The sequence below is a fragment of the Streptomyces sp. NBC_01476 genome (genome assembly GCF_036227265.1).
In the GTDB taxonomy this organism is placed as follows: domain Bacteria; phylum Actinomycetota; class Actinomycetes; order Streptomycetales; family Streptomycetaceae; genus Actinacidiphila.
This window is the reverse complement of record NZ_CP109446.1, coordinates 3853971-3871764: the sequence shown is the minus strand read 5'-3', so window position 1 is coordinate 3871764 and position 17794 is coordinate 3853971. Positions and strand designations below refer to the sequence as shown.

Sequence of the window (17794 nt, the reverse complement as noted above, 5' to 3'; positions counted from 1 at the left end):
CCCGGCGGGCCTCGTGTTCATCCGTTCCGGTGAAGGCCGGGCATCGGCCGGACCGGCCCGCGACCGCCTTGCATAGTGAAAAACGGGGCGTGCGCCGGTCATCCCCCGACGAAAGGTGGAACTCCATGCGGACGGAAGCAGTCAATCGCGTCAAGCTGGTATTCACGCTGTTCGACGCCGACGGCAATGGCTTCATCGAAGCCGCGGACTTCGAACTCATGGCGGCCCGCGTCATCGAGGCGGTGCCCGACGCCGACGAGGCACGGAAGAACGCGATGCTCGCGGCCTTCAGGAATTACTGGACCACCCTCGCCACCGAACTCGACGCCGATCACGACAACAAGGTCTCCTTCGAGGAGTACGCCGCGTGCGTGCTCGCCCCGGAGCGCTTCGCCGCCGCCATCAGCGAGTTCGCCCGGTCGCTGGCCGCCATGGGCGACCCGGACGGCGACGGGCTCATCGAACGGCCGGTCTTCGTCGCGCTGATGACCGCGATCGGCTTCGACCTCCCGAACATTCACGCCCTCTTCGACGCATTCGGGCCGACAGCGGCCGACCGGATCACGGTGCCGGTCTGGGTCGCCGGTATCGAGGAGTTCTACGCCCCCGACAAGGCGGGCATCCCCGGTGACTTCCTGGTGAAGGAACCCGCGGCCTGATCACCGCGGTTTACGTCCCCACGCGGTGAACACCGCGAGCGAGAGGTCGTGGAAATCCGGTGCGGCCAACTCCTGGTAGGCCGCGTCGAATACCGCGTCCTCCACCAGGCCGGCGGCCACCATCGCCGACCGTGACTGTTCCAGGTTCAGCCGCCACCACTGGGCCTCGTCGTCACCGCCGCTGACGAGCTGCAGCCGCGCGTCGAGTCCGATCCCGACGAGCCCCGCCTTCTCCAGCGGCACCGGGAGCGTACGGGCCCAGCCGGTGTCCGAGCCCACCGACTCTTCGAGGTGGGTCCGGAAGGCGCGCATCACCGTGCGGTAGGCCGGGTGCGGGGAGTCCATCACCGGAAAGGAGGCGGGCTCCTCCACCAGCAGCACCCCGCCCGGACGCAGCCAGCCGGCCAGCCGCGCGACCGCGCGGTCCGGATCGGGCAGGTGCAGCACCACGTAACGGGCGTGCACGGCATCGAAGGACCCGGGCGGGAAGTCCTCGGTGTACATGTCGTGCCGCAGCACCCGTACCCCTTGTTCGGCCAGGTCGCCGAGGAAGGTGGTGTCGAGGTCGGTCACCGTCACCCGCGCCCCCTTCCCGGCGAGCCAGCGCGCCACCGATCCCCCGCCGCCGCCGACCTCCAGCACCTCCTGCCCGGCGCGCAGCCCCAGCGCCTCGAACCGGGCCCTGGTGTGCCCGTCCAGCAGCTTCTCCAGCAGTTCGAGCCGCCGCCGCTCGCTGCTGATCGCATGGCTGAAGATCCCGTGCCGGTACCGCTCCTGCGTCCACTCCCAGCGGTCCCCCGCCACGCTCGCGTCCATGGCGCCCACGGTGACAGCCCGCCGGGGCGGAATACGGGCTTTCCCGGACATTGGCCGGATAACGCCGGGGTCGTACCGGACAGCTGTCCGCTTGAATCGTCCGGTGGGCGGGCGTTAGCTGGAAGGGACCCGTCCGGAGCAGTCCATGCCACGGAGGTGGCGAAGATGAAGGCAGTTGTCTACGAGAAGCCCTACGCGGTCAAGGTCGCGGAGGTGCCGGATCCCCGGATCCAGCACCCCAACGACGTCGTTGTGAAGATCACGTCCTCCGCGATCTGCGGTTCGGACCTGCATATGTACGAGGGCCGCACCGCGGCCGAGTCGGGCATCGTGTTCGGGCACGAGAATCTCGGCGTGATCGAGGAGACCGGCGACGGGGTGACCTCCCTCAATCCCGGCGACCGGGTCGTGATGCCGTTCAACGTGGCGTGCGGCTTCTGCAAGAACTGTCTGGCCGGGTACACCGGCTTCTGTCTCACGGTGAACCCCGGCTTCGCCGGCGGCGCCTACGGATATGTGGCGATGGGCCCCTACCCCGGCGGTCAGGCCGAGCGGCTGCGCGTGCCGTTCGCCGACTTCAACTGCCTGAAACTCCCCGAGGGCGACGCGTTCGAGACGGACTTCGTGCTGCTCGCCGACATCTTCCCGACCGGCTACCACGGCTGCGAGCTCGCGCAGGTCTCGCCCGGCGAGACCGTCGCGGTCTACGGCGCCGGGCCGGTGGGACTGATGGCCGCGTACTCGGCGCTGCTGCGCGGTGCGGCCAAGGTGTTCGTCGTCGACCGGGTGCCCGAGCGGCTGGCCAAGGCCGAGGAGATCGGTGCCATCCCCATCGACTTCAGCCAGTCGGAGCCCGCGGACCAGATCCGCGAGCAGACCGGCGGCGAAGGCACCGACAAGGGTGTCGACGCGGTCGGCTACCAGGCCCAGGCGCACCACGCGGGCCGCGAGGACCACGAGGAACCGGCGACCGTGCTCAACGCGCTCGTCGAGACGGTCCGGCCCACCGGCATGCTCGGCATCCCCGGCCTCTACGTCCCGTCCGACCCCGGCGGCCCGGACGACCACGCCAAGCAGGGCCAGCTTCTCGTCTCCATCGGCAAGATGTTCGAGAAGGGACAGCGGATGGGGACCGGGCAGTGCAACGTCAAGCGGTACAACCGCCAGCTGCGCGACCTGATCACCGCCGGCCGGGCCAAGCCCAGCTTCGTGGTCTCCCACGAACTCCCGCTGGACCAGGCGCCCTTGGCGTACGAGAAGTTCGACAAGCGGATCGAGGGCTACACAAAGGTGGTCCTGCACCCCGCGCTCGCGGCCTGACCGCCCGGCAGACCGCCTGACCGCCCGCCGCCTCCGGCGTCCCCGGTGTTCCACCAGGACGCCGGAGCCGGCGCGCCCGGCGGCCCCGAAGGTCCGAACGGCCGCCGCCGGGCGAACGACGACTGGAGGCAGACTCCATGAGTACTTCCCCTGACACGCAGGACCCCGGCGCCGCGACCACGCCCCGGGTGGCGATCGTCACCGGCGGATCGGGCGGTATCGGCCGGGCGGTGAGTGAACGCCTGGCCGCCGACGGCATGAAGGTCGTCGTGCACTACGCCGGCAACAAGGACCGCGCCGACGAGGTGGTGGGAGCGATCACCGGCGCCGGCGGCACCGCGACCGCGCTCGCGGCGGACGTGGCCGAGGAGAGCGAGGTGGCCGCGCTCTTCGAGGCGGCCGGGCAGACCTACGGCGGTGTGGACGTGGTCGTCCACACGGCCGGCATCATGCTGCTCTCCCCGCTCACCGAACTGTCCCTGGACGACCTCGACCGGATGCACCGCACCAACATCCGCGGGACCTTCGTGGTGAGCCAGCAGGCCGCCCGGCGGCTGCGCCGGGGCGGGGCGCTGATCAACTTCTCCTCCTCGGTGGTGAAGATCGCCCTGACCGGCTACACCGCCTACGCGGCCACCAAGGGAGCCGTGGACGCGATGACGCTGATCCTGGCGAAGGAGCTGCGCGGCCGGGACATCACGGTCAACGCGGTGGCCCCCGGGCCGACCGCGACCTCGCTCTTCCTGCACGGCAAGGACCAGGCCGCCATCGACAAGCTCGCCTCGATGTCCCCGCTGGAGCGCCTCGGTGTTCCCGAGGACATCGCAGAAGCGGTGGCTTTCCTGGCCGGCCCGGCCCGCTGGGTGAACGGACAGATCCTCTACGCCAACGGCGGGGTCGTCTGACCCGAGCCGGCCGAGCCGAGCCGCGGCGGAGCCCAGAGGTCCGGCTCCGCCGTCCCAGCCGTGCGGAAACCCGCACGGCACGCACGCGAGATACGGAAGCAGGCAGCACCATGCCCGAGAAGAACTCCCAGACCATCGTGGTGACCGGGGCGTCGAGCGGGTTCGGCGCCATGACCGTACGGGCGCTCGCCGACGCCGGTCACACCGTCTACGCCGGAATGCGCGACACCACCGGCCACAACGCGCAGGCCGCCGCCGACGCCGAGGGCTACGCCGGCGAGGACGCCGGCAAGGGCCGGCTGCACGCGGTCGAGATGGACGTCAGTGACCAGGCGTCGGTGGACGCCGCCGTCGACCTGATCTCAAGGAGGCCGGGCGGCTCGACGTGGTCGTGCACAACGCCGGACACATGGTCCTCGGCCCGGCGGAAGCCTTCACCCCTGAGCAGATCGCCGAGATCTACGACGTCAACGTGCTCTCCACCCAGCGGGTCAACCGGGCCGTGCTGCCGCACCTGCGGGCTCAGCGTGACGGCCTGCTGCTCTGGGTCGGCTCGTCCAGCACCCGCGGTGGCACCCCGCCCTACCTCGGCCCGTACTTCGCCGCCAAGGCCGCCGAGGACGCCCTCGCGGTCACCTACGCGGCCGAGGTCGCCCGCTTCGGCATCGACACCACCATCGTCGTCCCCGGCTCCTTCACCACCGGCACCAACCACTTCGCGCACGCAGGTCACGCGGCGGACAAGGAGGTCGCGGACGCGTACGAGGAGCACTACGCGGGGATCATGGACCAGGTCGCCGAGAAGCTCGCCGCCCTCGCGCCCGCGGACGCCGACCCCCAGGAAGTCGCCCGGGCCATCGTCCGGGTGGTCGGCACGCCCAAGGGCGAGCGCCCCTTCCGGGTGCACATCGACCCCGCCAATGACGGGGCCGAGGAGGTCAACGAGGTCGGCGACCGGATCAGGACCCGGTTCTACGAGCGGATCGGCCTCACCGATCTGCTCGGCCCGGCGAGCACCCGCTGAGCGGCCTGGTGACCACCCCATGACCGGCCCGGTCGTCATCCGGGTCGTCATGCGGGTCGTCATCCGGGCGGCGCGGGCGGACACCGACGGGGGACGTGGTGGAGGGAGCCGGGCGGTTGCCGCCCCTGACGGCATAGGATTTCTTCCGTAGCCAGTGGAGTTATCCCCGGCGCGGACGGGAGCACTGCCGGAAGGTGCTGGACCTCGTCGGGACCCAGAAGAGGTGCACGTGACCCCGGAAACCACCCCGCCCACCCGCGATCTGTTCGACGACGACGACTATCCCGCGTACACCATGGGCCGGGCCGCCGAGATGATCGGCAGCACGCCCGCCTTCCTGCGGGCCATCGGCGAGGCGCGGCTCATCACGCCGCTGCGCTCCGAGGGCGGGCACCGGCGCTATTCGCGCTACCAGCTGCGGATCGCCGCCCGGGCCCGGGAGCTGGTCGACGCCGGCACGCCGATCGACGCCGCCTGCCGGATCGTCATCCTGGAGGACCAGCTCGAAGAGGCGCTGCGGCTCAACGAGGAGCTGCGCAGGCCCGCCGGCGGGGCGGACGGGGCGGACGGGGCAGGCTCTGCGGGCACGGGGAGCGGTGCCTGACCGCGAGAATATCTGTCGCCGCAGGCACAGAAATTACCGCAATGCGCGATGAGGATTTATGATCCGGCAACACAAACGCGGGCAATGTTGTGCTTCGCGGCGCGGTCCGTGCTACTGTTTCTCTCAGTTGCAGTTGTGGTTCCCATAGACTTCAAGTGCTCTCGTTGATTTCAACGTCGATGAGCGCACTTTTGTATGTCCGGGTTATTTCTTATCCGGAGGGGCAATCATCGCGGCGACGCGGAGTTCGCACACGGCGGGCTCCGGGCACTGCCCCGAAGGAGATTCAATATGGCATCTGGCACCGTGAAGTGGTTCAACGCGGAAAAGGGTTTCGGCTTCATCGAGCAGGACGGCGGCGGCGCTGACGTCTTCGCCCACTACTCGAACATCGCCGCCCAGGGCTTCCGTGAGCTTCAGGAAGGCCAGAAGGTGAACTTCGACGTCACGCAGGGCCAGAAGGGCCCCCAGGCCGAGAACATCGTTCCCGCCTGACGCTGACGCGTTCTACACAGCTGGGGCCCGCACCATGGGTGCGGGCCCCAGCTCGTTTTTTCGTGAGTCCGCCACCGGGGACGCTTCCCGGTGCGGCACGATCCGGCGCTCCGGCCGAATTTCCCGGCCAGGCCGTTCCCCCCGCGGGACATGGGGCCCGTTCTTTTCCGCCCCGCACCGTCCCGCTCTTTCGCTCGGCCCGTCTCTTGCGACTCCTCGGGTGGCTCACCGCCGCCGGGAACGCCTCGATACGTGCCGCATCGAGGAAGGTTCCGCATGAATCGCACAGCTCGCTCGGACGACCGCTACTCCCGTAAGAACGACCGCTACTCCCGCTCCGGCGGGTCGGCCGGCGGTCGCAGTGGCGGCTACGGCGGCGGCCGGTCGGCCGGCCGCTCCGGCGCCCCGTCGTCGAACCGCTCCGGCGGTTACGGACGCCGTCCCTCCGCCGTGCAGGGCGAGTTCGCCCTGCCGGTCACCATCACCCCGCCGCTGCCGCCGGTCGCGACCTTCGCCGAACTGGACCTGCCGTCCCCGGTGCTGAAGACGCTCACCGGCCTGGGCATGAACGAACCGTTCCCGATCCAGGCGGCCACGCTGCCGAACTCGCTGGCCGGCCGCGACGTGCTGGGCCGTGGCCGTACCGGCTCCGGCAAGACGCTCGCCTTCGGTCTCGCGCTGCTGGCCCGTACCGCGGGACAGCGCGCCGAACCCCGGCAGCCGCTGGCCCTGGTGCTGGTCCCGACCCGGGAGCTGGCCCAGCAGGTCACCGACGCCCTGACCCCGTACGCTCGGAGCCTCGGGCTGCGGATGACCACGGTCGTCGGCGGTATGTCGATCGGCCGCCAGTCCAGTGCGCTGCGCGGCGGGGTCGAGGTCGTCGTCGCCACCCCGGGACGGCTCAAGGACCTCATCGACCGCGGCGACTGCGCGCTGGGCCGGGTCGCCGTCACGGTGCTGGACGAGGCCGACCAGATGGCGGACATGGGCTTCATGCCGCAGGTCACCGAACTCCTTGACCAGGTACGGCCCGGGGGGCAGCGGATGCTCTTCTCGGCGACCCTGGACCGCAATATCGACCTGCTGGTCCGGCGTTACCTCTCCGACCCGGTGGTCCACTCGGTCGACGCGTCGGTGGGCACGGTGACCGCGATGGAGCACCACGTGCTGCAGGTCCACGACGCCGACAAGTACGCCACGATCACCGAGATCGCGGCCCGTGACGGCCGGGTCCTGATGTTCCTGGACACCAAGCACGCCGTGGACAAGCTCACCCAGCACCTGCTGAAGAGCGGGGTACGGGCGGCGGCGCTGCACGGCGGCAAGTCGCAGCCGCAGCGCACGCGCACCCTGGCCCAGTTCAAGACCGGGCACGTCACGGTGCTGGTGGCCACCAATGTGGCGGCCCGCGGCATCCATGTCGACGACCTCGACCTGGTGGTGAACGTCGACCCGCCGGCCGACCACAAGGACTATCTGCACCGCGGTGGCCGTACCGCGCGGGCCGGCGAGTCCGGCAGTGTCGTCACCCTGGTGCTGCCGAGCCAGCGCCGTGAGATGGCGCGGCTGATGGCGATGGCCGGCATCACCCCGCAGACCACCCCGGTCCGCTCGGGTGAGGCCGAACTGAGCCGCATCACCGGTGCGCAGGCGCCCAGCGGGGTGCCGGTCACCATCACCTCACCGGTGGCGGACCGGCCCGGCCGCGGCGCCTCCTCCGCCCGCGGCCGGCGCAGCCGCCCCAGCCAGGCCCGCCGCCGCTCCTCTTTCAGCAGCGCCGCCTGACCCCTGCTCCTCACCGCGTCATCCCGCCCGGCCCCTCCCCTTCACGGGGGAGGACGCCGGGCGGTCCGCTGCCCGATGCGGGGCGGCCGGGTCAGGCGGTGACCAGGGTCAGCCCGTAGGTGGAGAGGATCTCGTTCACCGGCTGGAACCAGGTCTGGCCGCCGCTCGTGCAGTCACCCCAGCCGCCGGAGGTGACCCCCTGCGCCTGGTCGCCGGTGATGAACGAGCCGCCGGAGTCGCCCGGTTCCGCGCACACATTGGTGCCGGTGAGCTGGTAGACCGCGCCCTGGCTGTAGTTGACGGTCTCGTTCTGGGTCAGCACGGTGCCGCAGTGCCAGTGGCTGGTGGATCCGGAGCGGCAGATGGACGAGCCGACCGGCGCGACCGCGGAGCCGCGCACCAGTACGTCGCTGACCGTGCCCCAGCCGAGCACCACCGGGACCGTCCACCAGCCGTTGCCGATGGTGATGTACGAGTAGTCGTTGCCGGGGAAGGAGGAGCCGGCGAAGGAGCCCATCGCCGAACCGTCCCAGCCGGCCACCGAACTGCCCGGCGTACCGCAGTGCCCCGCGCTGACGAAGCCGCCGACCACCGAGAAGCCGATGGAACAGCGGGTGTTGCCGTTGATGTAGTACGGGTCGCCGCCGACTGTTCCGGCGGAGAGGGTACGCGCCGCCGGGGCGGCGGTCTCCTGGACGGTGAGCAGACCGCGGTCGCGGGCGGGCGCGAGGAAGGCGGCGACGTCCGGCCGGGTCGCGGTGCCGACCGCGACCTCGGCGACCACCTGGCTGGTGCGGGGGTCCACATGCCAGCTGTGGACGGCGGCGGGCGCGCCGGCGCCGGCCGAAGCCCGGCTGTCCAGCAGGGACTTGGCCGCGTCCAGGGTCCTGGCGCTGTGCGCTACGCGGACGGCGGTCGCCCCGGTGGCCCGGACCGCGTCCGCGGCGGACCCGTCGGTGACGGCGACCACCAGGGTGTTCTTGGCCGCGTCGAACCAGGCACCGCCGTAGGCCGCGCCGGCCGCCCGCTGCGCTTTCGGGGCGAGGGCGGAAGCGGTCGCCTCCGCGTGCAGGCGGGCGGTCGCCTGCGCCGGATCGAGCCCGAGGTCGCGCTGCATGGCGCCGACCAGGCCGGGCGACATCTCGCGCACGGCGGGCGCGCTGCCGCCGGTATCGGCCGAGGACGCGGGCGCGAGGCCCAACGCGCTTGTCCCCAGGGCCAGGAGAACGGACAACCCCCATGTCAGACGAGTGCTGCGACGCATCGACACGCTCCTTCGTTGCCCGCGACCGGGCAGAGGGGGACCGCGACGCGACCGGTGACCGGGGCGACGGATGGGGCTACGGTGACGGAAGGGTTTCTTCCGCGACCGCGCCGGGCCGGTGGTGGGGGGTCCCAGCGGAAGCTTTCGGATGACGGGTGCTCTTTGAGCTTCGTTTACCTGTCGTGCCCATGTCAATAGTCTGGACCATGCCGCCCACCGTGCGGCGCCCACCGCCCACCGTGCGGCGGGCGGCGGATGGCGGATGGCGGATGGCAGATGGTGGGCGCGCGGTGCCGGACGCGTCCTACGGGCGCGGGGTGATCTCGGCCATGGGGGACCAACCCTGGGTGTCGGTGCGGACGTTGATGATGTCCGGCGTGGTGGCGACGACGTCCGGCATCCAGGACATCGCGGTCTTGAAGTGCGGGGAGGCGACGTGGTCCGCGCCGGCCTCGGGGGAGGCGAAGGCTTCGAGGAGGATGAAGCGGTTGGGGTCGGCGGTGTCGGTGGACCACTCGAAGAAGAGGTTGCCGGGTTCCGCGCGGGTCGCGGCGGTGAAGTCGGCGACGCGGGAGAGCCACTGGTCGCGGTGGTCCGGGCGGACGGTGAAGCGGACGGCGATGAAGATCATGCGGTGCTCCGGGAGGTGGAGGGGGCGGCGGGGTCAGAGCAGGCTCAGCAGCAGGGCCGCGTTGAGGGCGATCACCAGCGCGGTGACGGCCCAGCCGGCCCACGTGGTGGACCGGCGGTTGGTCCAGCGGCCCATCACCGCCGGATCGCGGGTGAGCCGGATGAGCGGGACGAGCGCGAAGGGGATGCCGAAGGAGAGCACGACCTGGCTCAGCACCAGGCAGTCGGTGGGGCTGACACCCCCGGCGAGGACGGCGAGCGCGGGGGCCATGGTGAGCAGCCGGCGTAGCAGCAGCGGGATGCGGCGCCCGAGGAAACCGCCCATCACCACCTCGCCGGCGTACATTCCGACGCTGGTGCCGGCCAGGCCCGAGATGAGCAGCGCCAGCGCGAAGACGAGCGCCGCGGCCGGGCTCACCAGCCGCCCGTAGGCCGCGTGCGCCGCGTCGAGCGAGTGCGCGGCCTCGGGGACGCCGGGGTGGAAGAGGGTCGCGGCGGAGACCAGCAGGGCGACGTTCACCGCGCCGGCCAGGCCCATGGCGATAAGTACGTCGGCCCGTACGAGGCGGAGCAGCCGGCGCCGCAGCGGACGGTCCGGGTCGGCGGCGGGGCCGCCGCCGGCCTCGGCGGAACCGGGGGTCAGGGAGAGGCTGTAGCGGTCGCTGGTCAGCGCGGAGTGCAGGTAGATGACGTGCGGCATCACGGTGGCGCCGACGATGCCGCCGGCCAGGACGAGGCTCTCGGTGCCGGACAGGCCCGGCAGCAGGCCGCCGGCCGCGGTCGACAACGGCGAGCCGGTGCCGAGCACTTGGCGCAGGAAGAGGCCCAGCAGGCAGGCCAGGCACCCCGCCATGAGCACCTCGAACCGCCGCTGCCCGCGCCCCCGCATCGGCATCACCGCGAGTGAGGCCGCGCCGACGGTGAGGCCGCCGAGCCACAGCGGCAGGCCGAAGAGCAGGTGCATCGCGATGGCCCCGCCGACGACCTCGGCGAGGTCGGTCATCACCACGACGGCTTCGGCCTGCGCCCACAGGCCCCACACCACGGGGCGCCGGTAACGGGTGCGGCACAGCTGCGGCAGGCTCATCCCGGTGGCGACGCCGAGCTTGGCGGAGAGGTACTGCAGCAGCATCGCGACGACGTTGGCGGTGAGCAGCACCCACAGCAGCAGCGGGCCGAAGGTCGCGCCGGCCTGGATGTTGGTGGCGAAGTTCCCGGGGTCGACGTAGGCGATCGCGGCGACGAAGGCGGGGCCGAGCAGTGTGTACGACAGCCCCGCCCGCAGCCGCGGCCGCCGCTCCCCCGGCGCCCGCCCACTCGCCCTCCCGGGCGGGGGCAGCGGGCCGCTCCCGTGCGGCACGGATGCCCTGCCGGGCGGGCTGAGCGGGCTGCTCCCGTGCGGTGCGGATGCCCTCCCGGGCGGGCTGAGCGGGCTGCTCCCGTGCGGTGCGGATGCCCTGCCGGGCGGGCTGAGCGGGCTGCTCCCGTGCGGTGCGGATGCCCTGCCGGGCGGGCTGAGCGGGCTGCTCCCGTGCGGTGCGGATGCCGGTGCGGCGGACGGGGTGGAGGGGTCGGGCGTCATGGCGGTGGGGCCTCCTTACCTTTGCTCCGGTGGCGGGGGGACCCGTGCCCCGAAGGGGCGCGGGGAACTGCGCGCGCAACCGGTCACCGGCCGGTGGTCCGGGAACGACAGCGACTGCCCCTTTGGGCCGGTGACGGGGTGCGCCCTCGTCGTGCCTGGTCGCGCAGTTCCCCGCGCCCCTAACGGGGCGAGCTGCTCCGCTTTCGGAGGGCCCCCGAAGGGGCGCTGGGGGTACCCCCGGACGAAGTCTGGGGGAGGAACTGCGCGCGCAACCGGTCACCGGCCGGTGGTCCGGGAACGACAGCGGCTGCCCCTTTGGGCCGGTGACGGGGTGCGGCGCCGTCGTGGCCGGTCGCGCAGTTCCCCGCGCCCCTGGTAAGGCACCGTTCGCCGGTAAGGGCCCCGCAGGGGAGGGCACCGTTTGGCGGTGAAGGCGCCCGCAGGGCGGGGTCAGGGGATGTTGGAAGGGCGGGGGAGGCCCTCCGCGAGGTCGCCGAAGGCGGGGGCGACGATCGCGCCCGGGTTGACGAGGACCTCCTCGACGACCAGCGTCTCCGTGGTGAGGAGAAGCGCCGCGATCGACGCCGCACTGAGCAGCGCACTGCGCGTCACCTTGACCGGGTCGATCACCCCCCGCACGTGGAGGTCCGCGTAATCACCCCGGAGCGCGTCCAGCCCGAACCCCTCGGGCAGCGACACCACCCGCCGCTCCGCCTCCTCGGGATCGAGCCCCGCGTTGATCGCGATCCACCGCAACGGCTCCGCAAGGGACTTCGCCACGATCGCGCGCCCCACCGCCGCGTCGCCGGAGGGCGCGTCCGGGTCGTCGGCCAGCGCCACGATCGCCCCGCGCGCGTGCACGAGCGCCGCGCCGCCGCCCGCGACCACCCCCTCCTCCTCCGCCGCCCGGGTCGCGGCGAGCGAGTCTTCCAGCCGCATCTGCTTCTCCTTGAGCTCGACGCCACTGGCCGCGCCGACCCGGATCACCGCGACGCCGCCCGAGAGCTTGGCGATGCGCTCGCCGAGCTTGTCCCGGTCGTGGTCGTTGGTGGCCCGCTCCAGCTCGGTCTTGAGGTTCTCGATACGCGCGGTCACCTGCTCCGTACCGCCCGCCCCGCCGAGGATCGTGGTGGAGCGCTCGGTGGCGACCACCTTCTCCGCGCGGCCCAGGTCCGCCAGCCCGACACCCTCCAGCGTGCGGCCGGCCGTACCGGTGATGACCCGCCCGCCGGTGAGCGCCGCCATGTCCTCCAGCTCCGCGATCCGCCGGAAGCCGAAGCCGGGCGCCCGCACCGCCAGCGAACGGAACGTGCCGTGCGCCGCGTTGGTGACGAGCATGCCGAGCGCCGGACCCTCGACGTTCTCCGCGACGACGACCAGCGGTGACCCGGTCCTGGTCACCAGCTCCAGGATCGGCATGAGCTCCTGCACCCGGCTGATCTTGGTGTCGCAGTAGAGCAGGTACGGGTTCTCCAGCACCGCCTCCATGCGGCCCTGGTCGGTGACCATGTACGGCGAGGCCCAGCCGTTGTCGAACTCCAGCCCCTCCGCGTACTCCACGCTCAGCCCGAAGGCCGCGGACTCCTCGACGGTGACGACCCCGCTGCGGCCTACCCGGGCCACCGCCTCCGCGATGGCCCCGCCGATCGCCGGGTCGTTGTTGGCGGACAGGGCGGCGACCCGGACCAGTTCCTCGTCCGAACGCACCGGCCGGGACTGGGCGGCAAGCGAAGTCACCGCGGCGGCCACCGCCGCCTCGATGCCGTTCTTCAACAGCACGGGATTCGCACCGTCGTTGACCGCCTTCAGGCCCTCGCGGACCAGGGCCTGGGCGAGCACGGTCGCGGTGGTGGTGCCGTCGCCGACATCCCCGTTGGTGCGGGTGGCCACCTCCTTGACCAACTGCGCGCCCATATTGGCGAAGGGGTCCTTGAGCTGGATCTCGCGGGCGATGGTGACGCCGTCGTTGGTGATGGTCGGCGGGCCGGTCAGCTTCTCCAGCACCGCGTTGCGGCCTTTCGGCCCGAGGGTGACGCGTACGGCGTCGGCCAGCGCGTTCACCCCGCTCTCCAGCAGTGCGCGCGCTTCGGCGTTGAAGCGCAGTTCCTTCGCCATGGCGGTGTGGTCCCTTCCGTCCAGCGGGATGTACGGGGGTGGTGCGGACGCGGCGCGTGACAGCGCGTAGAGGGGGCGGTGGCGGCGGCCGGTGCGGTGTCCGTGGTGCGCCGACCTGTGACAGGTCCACGGGCCGTCCGCCGCCACCGGTTCTGGGGTGACATTAGGAGTGGTGCGGGGAGATGAGCCGGACGGCCGTCAGGGCACGAGCACCGCCCGCCCCCGCACCCGGCCGTGGTCCAGGTCGTCCAGTGCCCGGCCGAAGGCGTCCAGCGGATAGGAGACGGTGTGCAGGGTGACCAGACCGCGTGCGGCGAGGTCCATCAGCTCCACCAGGTCGGTGTACGAACCCACCAGGTTTCCCACGAAGTTGATCTCGCTGGAGATGATGTCGATCGTCGGTACGGACAAGGTGCCGCCGTACCCGATGACGTAGTAGTCACCGGCCCGCCGCAGCATCCGTACCCCGTCCTCCAGCGCGCCGCCCTCGCCGACGAAGTCGAGCACCGCCTCGGCGCCCTGGCCGCCGGTGAGTTCGGCGACCTGGTCCACCTGGCCGCCGTCGGCGGTCACGGTGTGGTGCGCGCCCAACTGCCCGGCGAGCTTGAGCGCCTCCGCGGAGGAGTCGACGACGATCAACTCGGCCGGGGTCAGGGCCCGTAGCACCTGGATGCCGATGTGCCCGAGGCCCCCGGCGCCGATCACCACCGCCTTGTCGCCCGGCGCGAGCCGTCTGGCCGCCTTCTTGGCCGCGTGGTAGGCGGTCAGGCCGGCGTCGGCAAGCGCCGCCACGTCCGCGGGGACGAGTTCCGGGCCGAGCGGCACGACGGCGCGGGCGTTGGTCCGCAGGTACTGCGCGAAGCCACCGTCCGCGTCGATGCCGGGGAAGGCGCTCGCCGCGCAGTGCACGTCGTCGCCGCGCCGGCAGGCCGGGCAGAGCCCGCAGGTGACCAGCGGGTGCAGGATCACCGGGTCGCCGGGGGCGAGCCCGGTGACCGCGGAGCCGACCTCCGCGATCCAGCCGGCGTTCTCATGCCCCTGGATGTACGGCAGTCGCACCCCGCTCTTGGCCTGCCACTGGCCCTCGATGATGTGCAGATCGGTCCGGCAGACCCCGGCGCCGCCGATCCTGACGATCACATCGAGCGGCCCGGAGATCACCGGGTCGGGCACTTCGTCGAGCACGGGTTGCCGCTCGTAGGCGTGCAGCCGTACGGCTTTCATCCGGAGACCTCCCGTCGTGGCTGCTGTGACCCGCCTGCCGCGGTGCCGCCCGGCCCGTAACGGGCGGCGAGCAGGCCCTCGCAGACCTCGGTGTTGGCGGTGATGCCCACCCCCGCGGTACGCGCCCGCCGCAGGTGCCATTCGAGCCCGGCGGCCGGCACCGCCTGCCCCGTGTCGTCGGCGAACAGCGGGGCGGCCGGGCCGGCCGGCAGGCCGAGCAGGGCGCGGCGCCTGCGCAGCGTCACGGTGAGCCGTTCCGGCAGGTCGGCGAGGGTCGCGTCGGCGAGCTGGCCCATGGTCCAGCCGCGCTCCAGCAGCCGTTTGCCGAGCCTGGCCTGCGCGGCCAGATGGCCCTTGCGCAGGAAGGTGGCGCGCAGCTCCGCCAGCCGGTCGGGGTCGGCGAGGCCGGGGAAGGCGTCGGCGAAGCCCTTGCCGCAGCCGACGCCCTCGTTGATCTCGTCGGACGCGAAGTGGTCCTCCAGGATCACCCGGCAGTCCCCGGACCAGGTCAGCCCGGCCAGGGCCCGCCGGGCGTCCTCGACCATCAGCCAGGCGAAGTTGGGGGCGCAGAAGTAGGTGGGCAGCCGCAGGGTGGCCTCCACCGAACCGTCCGCGCCGACACTGACCGAGCGGACGAAGCCCAGTTCGGTGATCGGCCGGTCGAGTTCCGGGTCGAGTACCGTCGCCAGCGCGGTGTTGACGGCGGTGACCCGGTCCACCGCCTCGCCGACGGCGGCCGTCATGCCGCCGCCGATCCGGTGTTCGGCCCCACCGACGCCCCGTCCTGCGGCGGGTCCGCGGGCAGTTGGGCGTGCTCGGGGACCTTCAGGTCGTACAGCCGGGCGTGGTTGAGGCCGAGGATCTTCCGCTTGACCGCGGTGGTCAGCACCCCGTACTCGCTCTGCAGGTCCTCGGGGATCTGGAAGTCGACGAACCGCTCGATGAGCCACTTCGGGCTCCAGATCGCGTAGTCGCTGCCGAACACGATCCGGTCCTCGTCCAGCCAGTAGAGGAGTTCGCCGATGATCTTGGCGAAGTACCGGGGCCGGGTGTGGATCAGCGGGATGACCACCGACAGGCCCGCATAGACGTTCGGTTCCTGGGTGGCTATCCAGCAGAAGTCGTCCAGGCGGGGCAGGCCGGCGTGCTCCACGATGAAGTTCAGCTCGGGGAAGGCGCTGGCCGCGTGGTCGACGTCGGCGACATCGAAGGCGTCGCGGTTGAGCGGCCAGATGGTGGGGCCCTTGTGGATGTGGATGTTGCGGATGCCGAGCCGCGCGCACAGCGCCAGGTACTCCTGCGCCTCGGGGTCGGAGAGCTTCCAGCCCTTGGACGAACCGCGCCACTCGGCGGTGTAGAGCTTGACCCCGCGCAGATTCCACTCGGCGTGCAGCTTCTCCAGCCGCTCCAGGCCGGGTTCGCCCTCGCGTGGGTCGAACGCGCCGTTGACGATGAGCTTGTCGGGGTGCTTGCGGGCCAGCGCGCCATTGCGCTCGGTGGTGTTGAAGCCCTCACGGTAGAACTCGGAGAGGTACGTGGGCTGGAAGATCGCCCAGTCCGCGTAGCCGGTCTCGAAGATGTCGTGGACCAGGTCCTGCTCGCTGTACTTGCGGAACTTCTCCAGCGGCCACACCCACTCCTGCGGGCTGAGGTTGCGCTGGTAGTCGTAGAAGCAGCGGATGAACCCCTCGCCGTACTTGTTGGAGGTGTTCTCCTCGCTGGCGTCCCAGTAGTGGATGTGCCCGTCGACGATGAAGTAGTCGACTCCGTCCTTGTGGTACATGCAATCCCTGCTTTCAGTCGACCGGAGCGACGGGAACGAGATCGAAGTCGATGTACTCCGCGGCGTCCTCGGGGTTGGCGAAGAGGATGGTGCGGTCGTCCAGGTGGACCATCCGCCCGTAGTGGGTGGACATGATCTCCTCGAAGTCACTGACGTCGAAGTCGAAGCCGAGCGCGTCGGAGATCTCCGCGAAGTCGAAGGTCAGCAGGCGGACGCCGTCCACCCGGATCATCGACGGGAAGTCGGTGACGGTGACGTTCTCCTTGCCGCGCATCACATCGGCGACGACATGGCCGTTCTGGTTGTTCATGAGGGTGACCCCGCAGCGGTTGGAGGAGCTGCGGTCGACCGCGAAGGCGGCCGGGGCCGGGTTGGTGCCGGGTGTGGTGGTCACTGTTTTGTCCCTTCTGCGGAGGTGCTCAGGCCAAGGCCGTCCAGGAGCCGGACGAAGCGGTCCTTGGCCCGGTCGAGGCTGTCCTCGAAACGCAGCACCTTCTCGTCGGCCTGCGACCACAGCGGCTGCAGGCGGCGCGCGGCGTCCAGGCAGCGCGGCAGCCAGCGGTCCAGCCACCCGGTCGCGACGGCCCGGTTGGCGGCGGCGAACTCCTCCTCGTTGAAGACCAGTTCGAACAGCGCGCGGGTCCAGCGCAGGTCGCGGTCGTAGTCGCCCTCGCCGGCACCGATCACCGCCGGGGAGGTGAAGTCGCCGTTGCGGGCCGCGATCTGCATCACCAAATGGCTGCGGAAGAGCTCACCGACCAGCGGTTCGAAGACCAGGTTGGCGGCGAAGGCCGCCTCCGCCCAGTCCTCGACGGCGGTGAGCCGCTCCACCGTCTCCCGTACGCCCTGCCAGACCGGGTCCTGCTGCCAGGCCGCGATGTGCGCCGAGCCGTCGAAGGACGGCAACTGCTCCTCGATGTCGAGGTTGTAGAGCGCGAGGTCCTGCGCGAAGCGGAGCTTGTGGGTGCCGTTCACCGCGAGCGCGTTGTTGATCATGTTGGTCGGCGCGGACCGCTGGACGGCGACGAACACATGCATGCCCAGGCCCTGTTCTGCGTGCATCCAGGCGCCGATGTTGCGCTCGACGAACCGGGTCCAGGTGGGGGTCCACTGCTGGTAGGCGTCGGCCTTGCGGGCGTTGGCGAGATTCTGCTGGATCTGCCGCACCACATTGGCGTTGTTGCGGTAGATCGTCTGCTCCCACTCCTCGTTGGGGTCGCGGAAGCGGTGCCAGTCACCGGAGCGCAGCGCGGTCCAGTCGTGCGGGTAGCCGCCCTGGCCGTCGGCGAAGCCGTAGATCCAGCCCTGCAGCAGGTGCCGTTCGGGGTCGGGCTGGACGTCGAAGGTGACGTCCTCGTACATCGTGGCCCGCATCTTCTGCGGCGTGTAGTAGGTGAAGGCGCGGCTGCCGGAGCTGGGGAAGACGAGCGCTCCGGCCTCGGCGTCGGTGAACTGCGGTTGGGGGAAACTGCGTGGGGTTGCGGTGGTCATCGGGTTCCGCTCCTTGGCTGAGCTGGCGGGAAATGACGGGCGTGCCGGTGCTTGGCACAGCAGCGGGTACGGGGGCACGGCGGCACCGGGGGCACCG

General features: G+C 71.4%; 16 protein-coding genes and 1 pseudogene. 7 read left to right on the top strand and 10 right to left on the bottom strand.

All coding sequences use genetic code 11. The features are described from left to right. The first annotated feature begins 125 nt into the window (after window positions 1–125). Complete coding sequence (locus OG552_RS16835; RefSeq protein ID WP_329133746.1) at window positions 126–659, top strand: EF-hand domain-containing protein; 534 nt, start codon at window positions 126–128, stop codon at window positions 657–659. On the opposite strand, the gene OG552_RS16830 is transcribed toward OG552_RS16835, so the two are convergent. Beyond that, window positions 660–1475: a methyltransferase domain-containing protein gene (locus tag OG552_RS16830; RefSeq protein WP_329133745.1), complete on the bottom strand. Its 816-nt coding sequence runs from the start codon at window positions 1473–1475 to the stop codon at window positions 660–662. A 165-nt stretch (window positions 1476–1640) separates the two neighbouring features. Here OG552_RS16830 and OG552_RS16825 point away from each other — a divergent pair, with 165 nt between their 5' ends. The 6 genes and pseudogenes from OG552_RS16825 to OG552_RS16800 all read left to right on the top strand — a co-directional run bounded on the left by OG552_RS16825 (window position 1641) and on the right by OG552_RS16800 (window position 7608). Beyond that, window positions 1641–2795 carry a glutathione-independent formaldehyde dehydrogenase gene (locus tag OG552_RS16825; protein ID WP_329133743.1) on the top strand — a complete coding sequence of 385 codons (1155 nt, stop codon included), beginning with the start codon at window positions 1641–1643 and terminating at the stop codon, window positions 2793–2795. 137 nt (window positions 2796–2932) lie between these two features. Then, window positions 2933–3700, top strand: coding sequence for an SDR family oxidoreductase (locus OG552_RS16820; RefSeq protein ID WP_329133741.1), 768 nt, complete (start codon window positions 2933–2935; stop codon window positions 3698–3700). 110 nt (window positions 3701–3810) lie between these two features. After that, a pseudogene (locus OG552_RS16815) lies at window positions 3811–4724 on the top strand (SDR family oxidoreductase). A 295-nt stretch (window positions 4725–5019) separates the two neighbouring features. Further along, a complete protein-coding gene (locus OG552_RS16810; protein ID WP_329140874.1) occupies window positions 5020–5328 on the top strand; it encodes a MerR family transcriptional regulator in 309 nt (102 codons plus the stop codon). Between the two features lie 291 nt (window positions 5329–5619). Further along, window positions 5620–5823: a cold-shock protein gene (locus OG552_RS16805; protein WP_014061102.1), complete on the top strand. Its 204-nt coding sequence runs from the start codon at window positions 5620–5622 to the stop codon at window positions 5821–5823. A 276-nt stretch (window positions 5824–6099) separates the two neighbouring features. Next, complete coding sequence (locus OG552_RS16800; RefSeq protein WP_329133739.1) at window positions 6100–7608, top strand: DEAD/DEAH box helicase; 1509 nt, start codon at window positions 6100–6102, stop codon at window positions 7606–7608. 91 nt (window positions 7609–7699) lie between these two features. Here OG552_RS16800 and OG552_RS16795 read toward each other — a convergent pair whose 3' ends face one another. From OG552_RS16795 to OG552_RS16755, 9 genes are all read right to left on the bottom strand, one after another. Further along, window positions 7700–8872: a S1 family peptidase gene (locus OG552_RS16795; RefSeq protein ID WP_329133737.1), complete on the bottom strand. Its 1173-nt coding sequence runs from the start codon at window positions 8870–8872 to the stop codon at window positions 7700–7702. A 304-nt stretch (window positions 8873–9176) separates the two neighbouring features. Continuing rightward, window positions 9177–9503 carry a putative quinol monooxygenase gene (locus OG552_RS16790; protein WP_329133735.1) on the bottom strand — a complete coding sequence of 109 codons (327 nt, stop codon included), beginning with the start codon at window positions 9501–9503 and terminating at the stop codon, window positions 9177–9179. A gap of 33 nt (window positions 9504–9536) precedes the next feature. Further along, window positions 9537–10862, bottom strand: a complete 1326-nt coding sequence (locus OG552_RS16785) for an Nramp family divalent metal transporter (protein ID WP_329133733.1) — start codon at window positions 10860–10862, stop codon at window positions 9537–9539. Window positions 10863–11534: 672 nt separating this feature from the next. Beyond that, window positions 11535–13199 carry a chaperonin GroEL gene (gene groL, locus OG552_RS16780; RefSeq protein WP_329133731.1) on the bottom strand — a complete coding sequence of 555 codons (1665 nt, stop codon included), beginning with the start codon at window positions 13197–13199 and terminating at the stop codon, window positions 11535–11537. A 198-nt stretch (window positions 13200–13397) separates the two neighbouring features. Then, window positions 13398–14423 carry an NAD(P)-dependent alcohol dehydrogenase gene (locus OG552_RS16775; protein ID WP_329133729.1) on the bottom strand — a complete coding sequence of 342 codons (1026 nt, stop codon included), beginning with the start codon at window positions 14421–14423 and terminating at the stop codon, window positions 13398–13400. Beyond that, window positions 14420–15166 (bottom strand): iron-sulfur cluster assembly protein, encoded by a 747-nt coding sequence (locus OG552_RS16770; protein ID WP_329133727.1) that lies wholly within the window; start codon window positions 15164–15166, stop codon window positions 14420–14422. Before OG552_RS16770 ends, OG552_RS16775 begins: the two co-directional genes overlap by 4 nt. Further along, entirely contained in the window at window positions 15163–16206 is a 1044-nt protein-coding gene (locus tag OG552_RS16765; RefSeq protein WP_329133725.1) for an amidohydrolase family protein, read from the bottom strand. Before OG552_RS16765 ends, OG552_RS16770 begins: the two co-directional genes overlap by 4 nt. Before the next feature lie 13 nt (window positions 16207–16219). After that, entirely contained in the window at window positions 16220–16600 is a 381-nt protein-coding gene (mimD, locus tag OG552_RS16760) for a propane 2-monooxygenase effector subunit MimD (RefSeq protein ID WP_329133723.1), read from the bottom strand. Beyond that, a complete protein-coding gene (locus OG552_RS16755) occupies window positions 16597–17697 on the bottom strand; it encodes an aromatic/alkene monooxygenase hydroxylase subunit beta (RefSeq protein WP_329133721.1) in 1101 nt (366 codons plus the stop codon). The genes mimD and OG552_RS16755 overlap by 4 nt, the downstream gene beginning before the upstream one ends. Window positions 17698–17794: the final 97 nt, after the last annotated feature.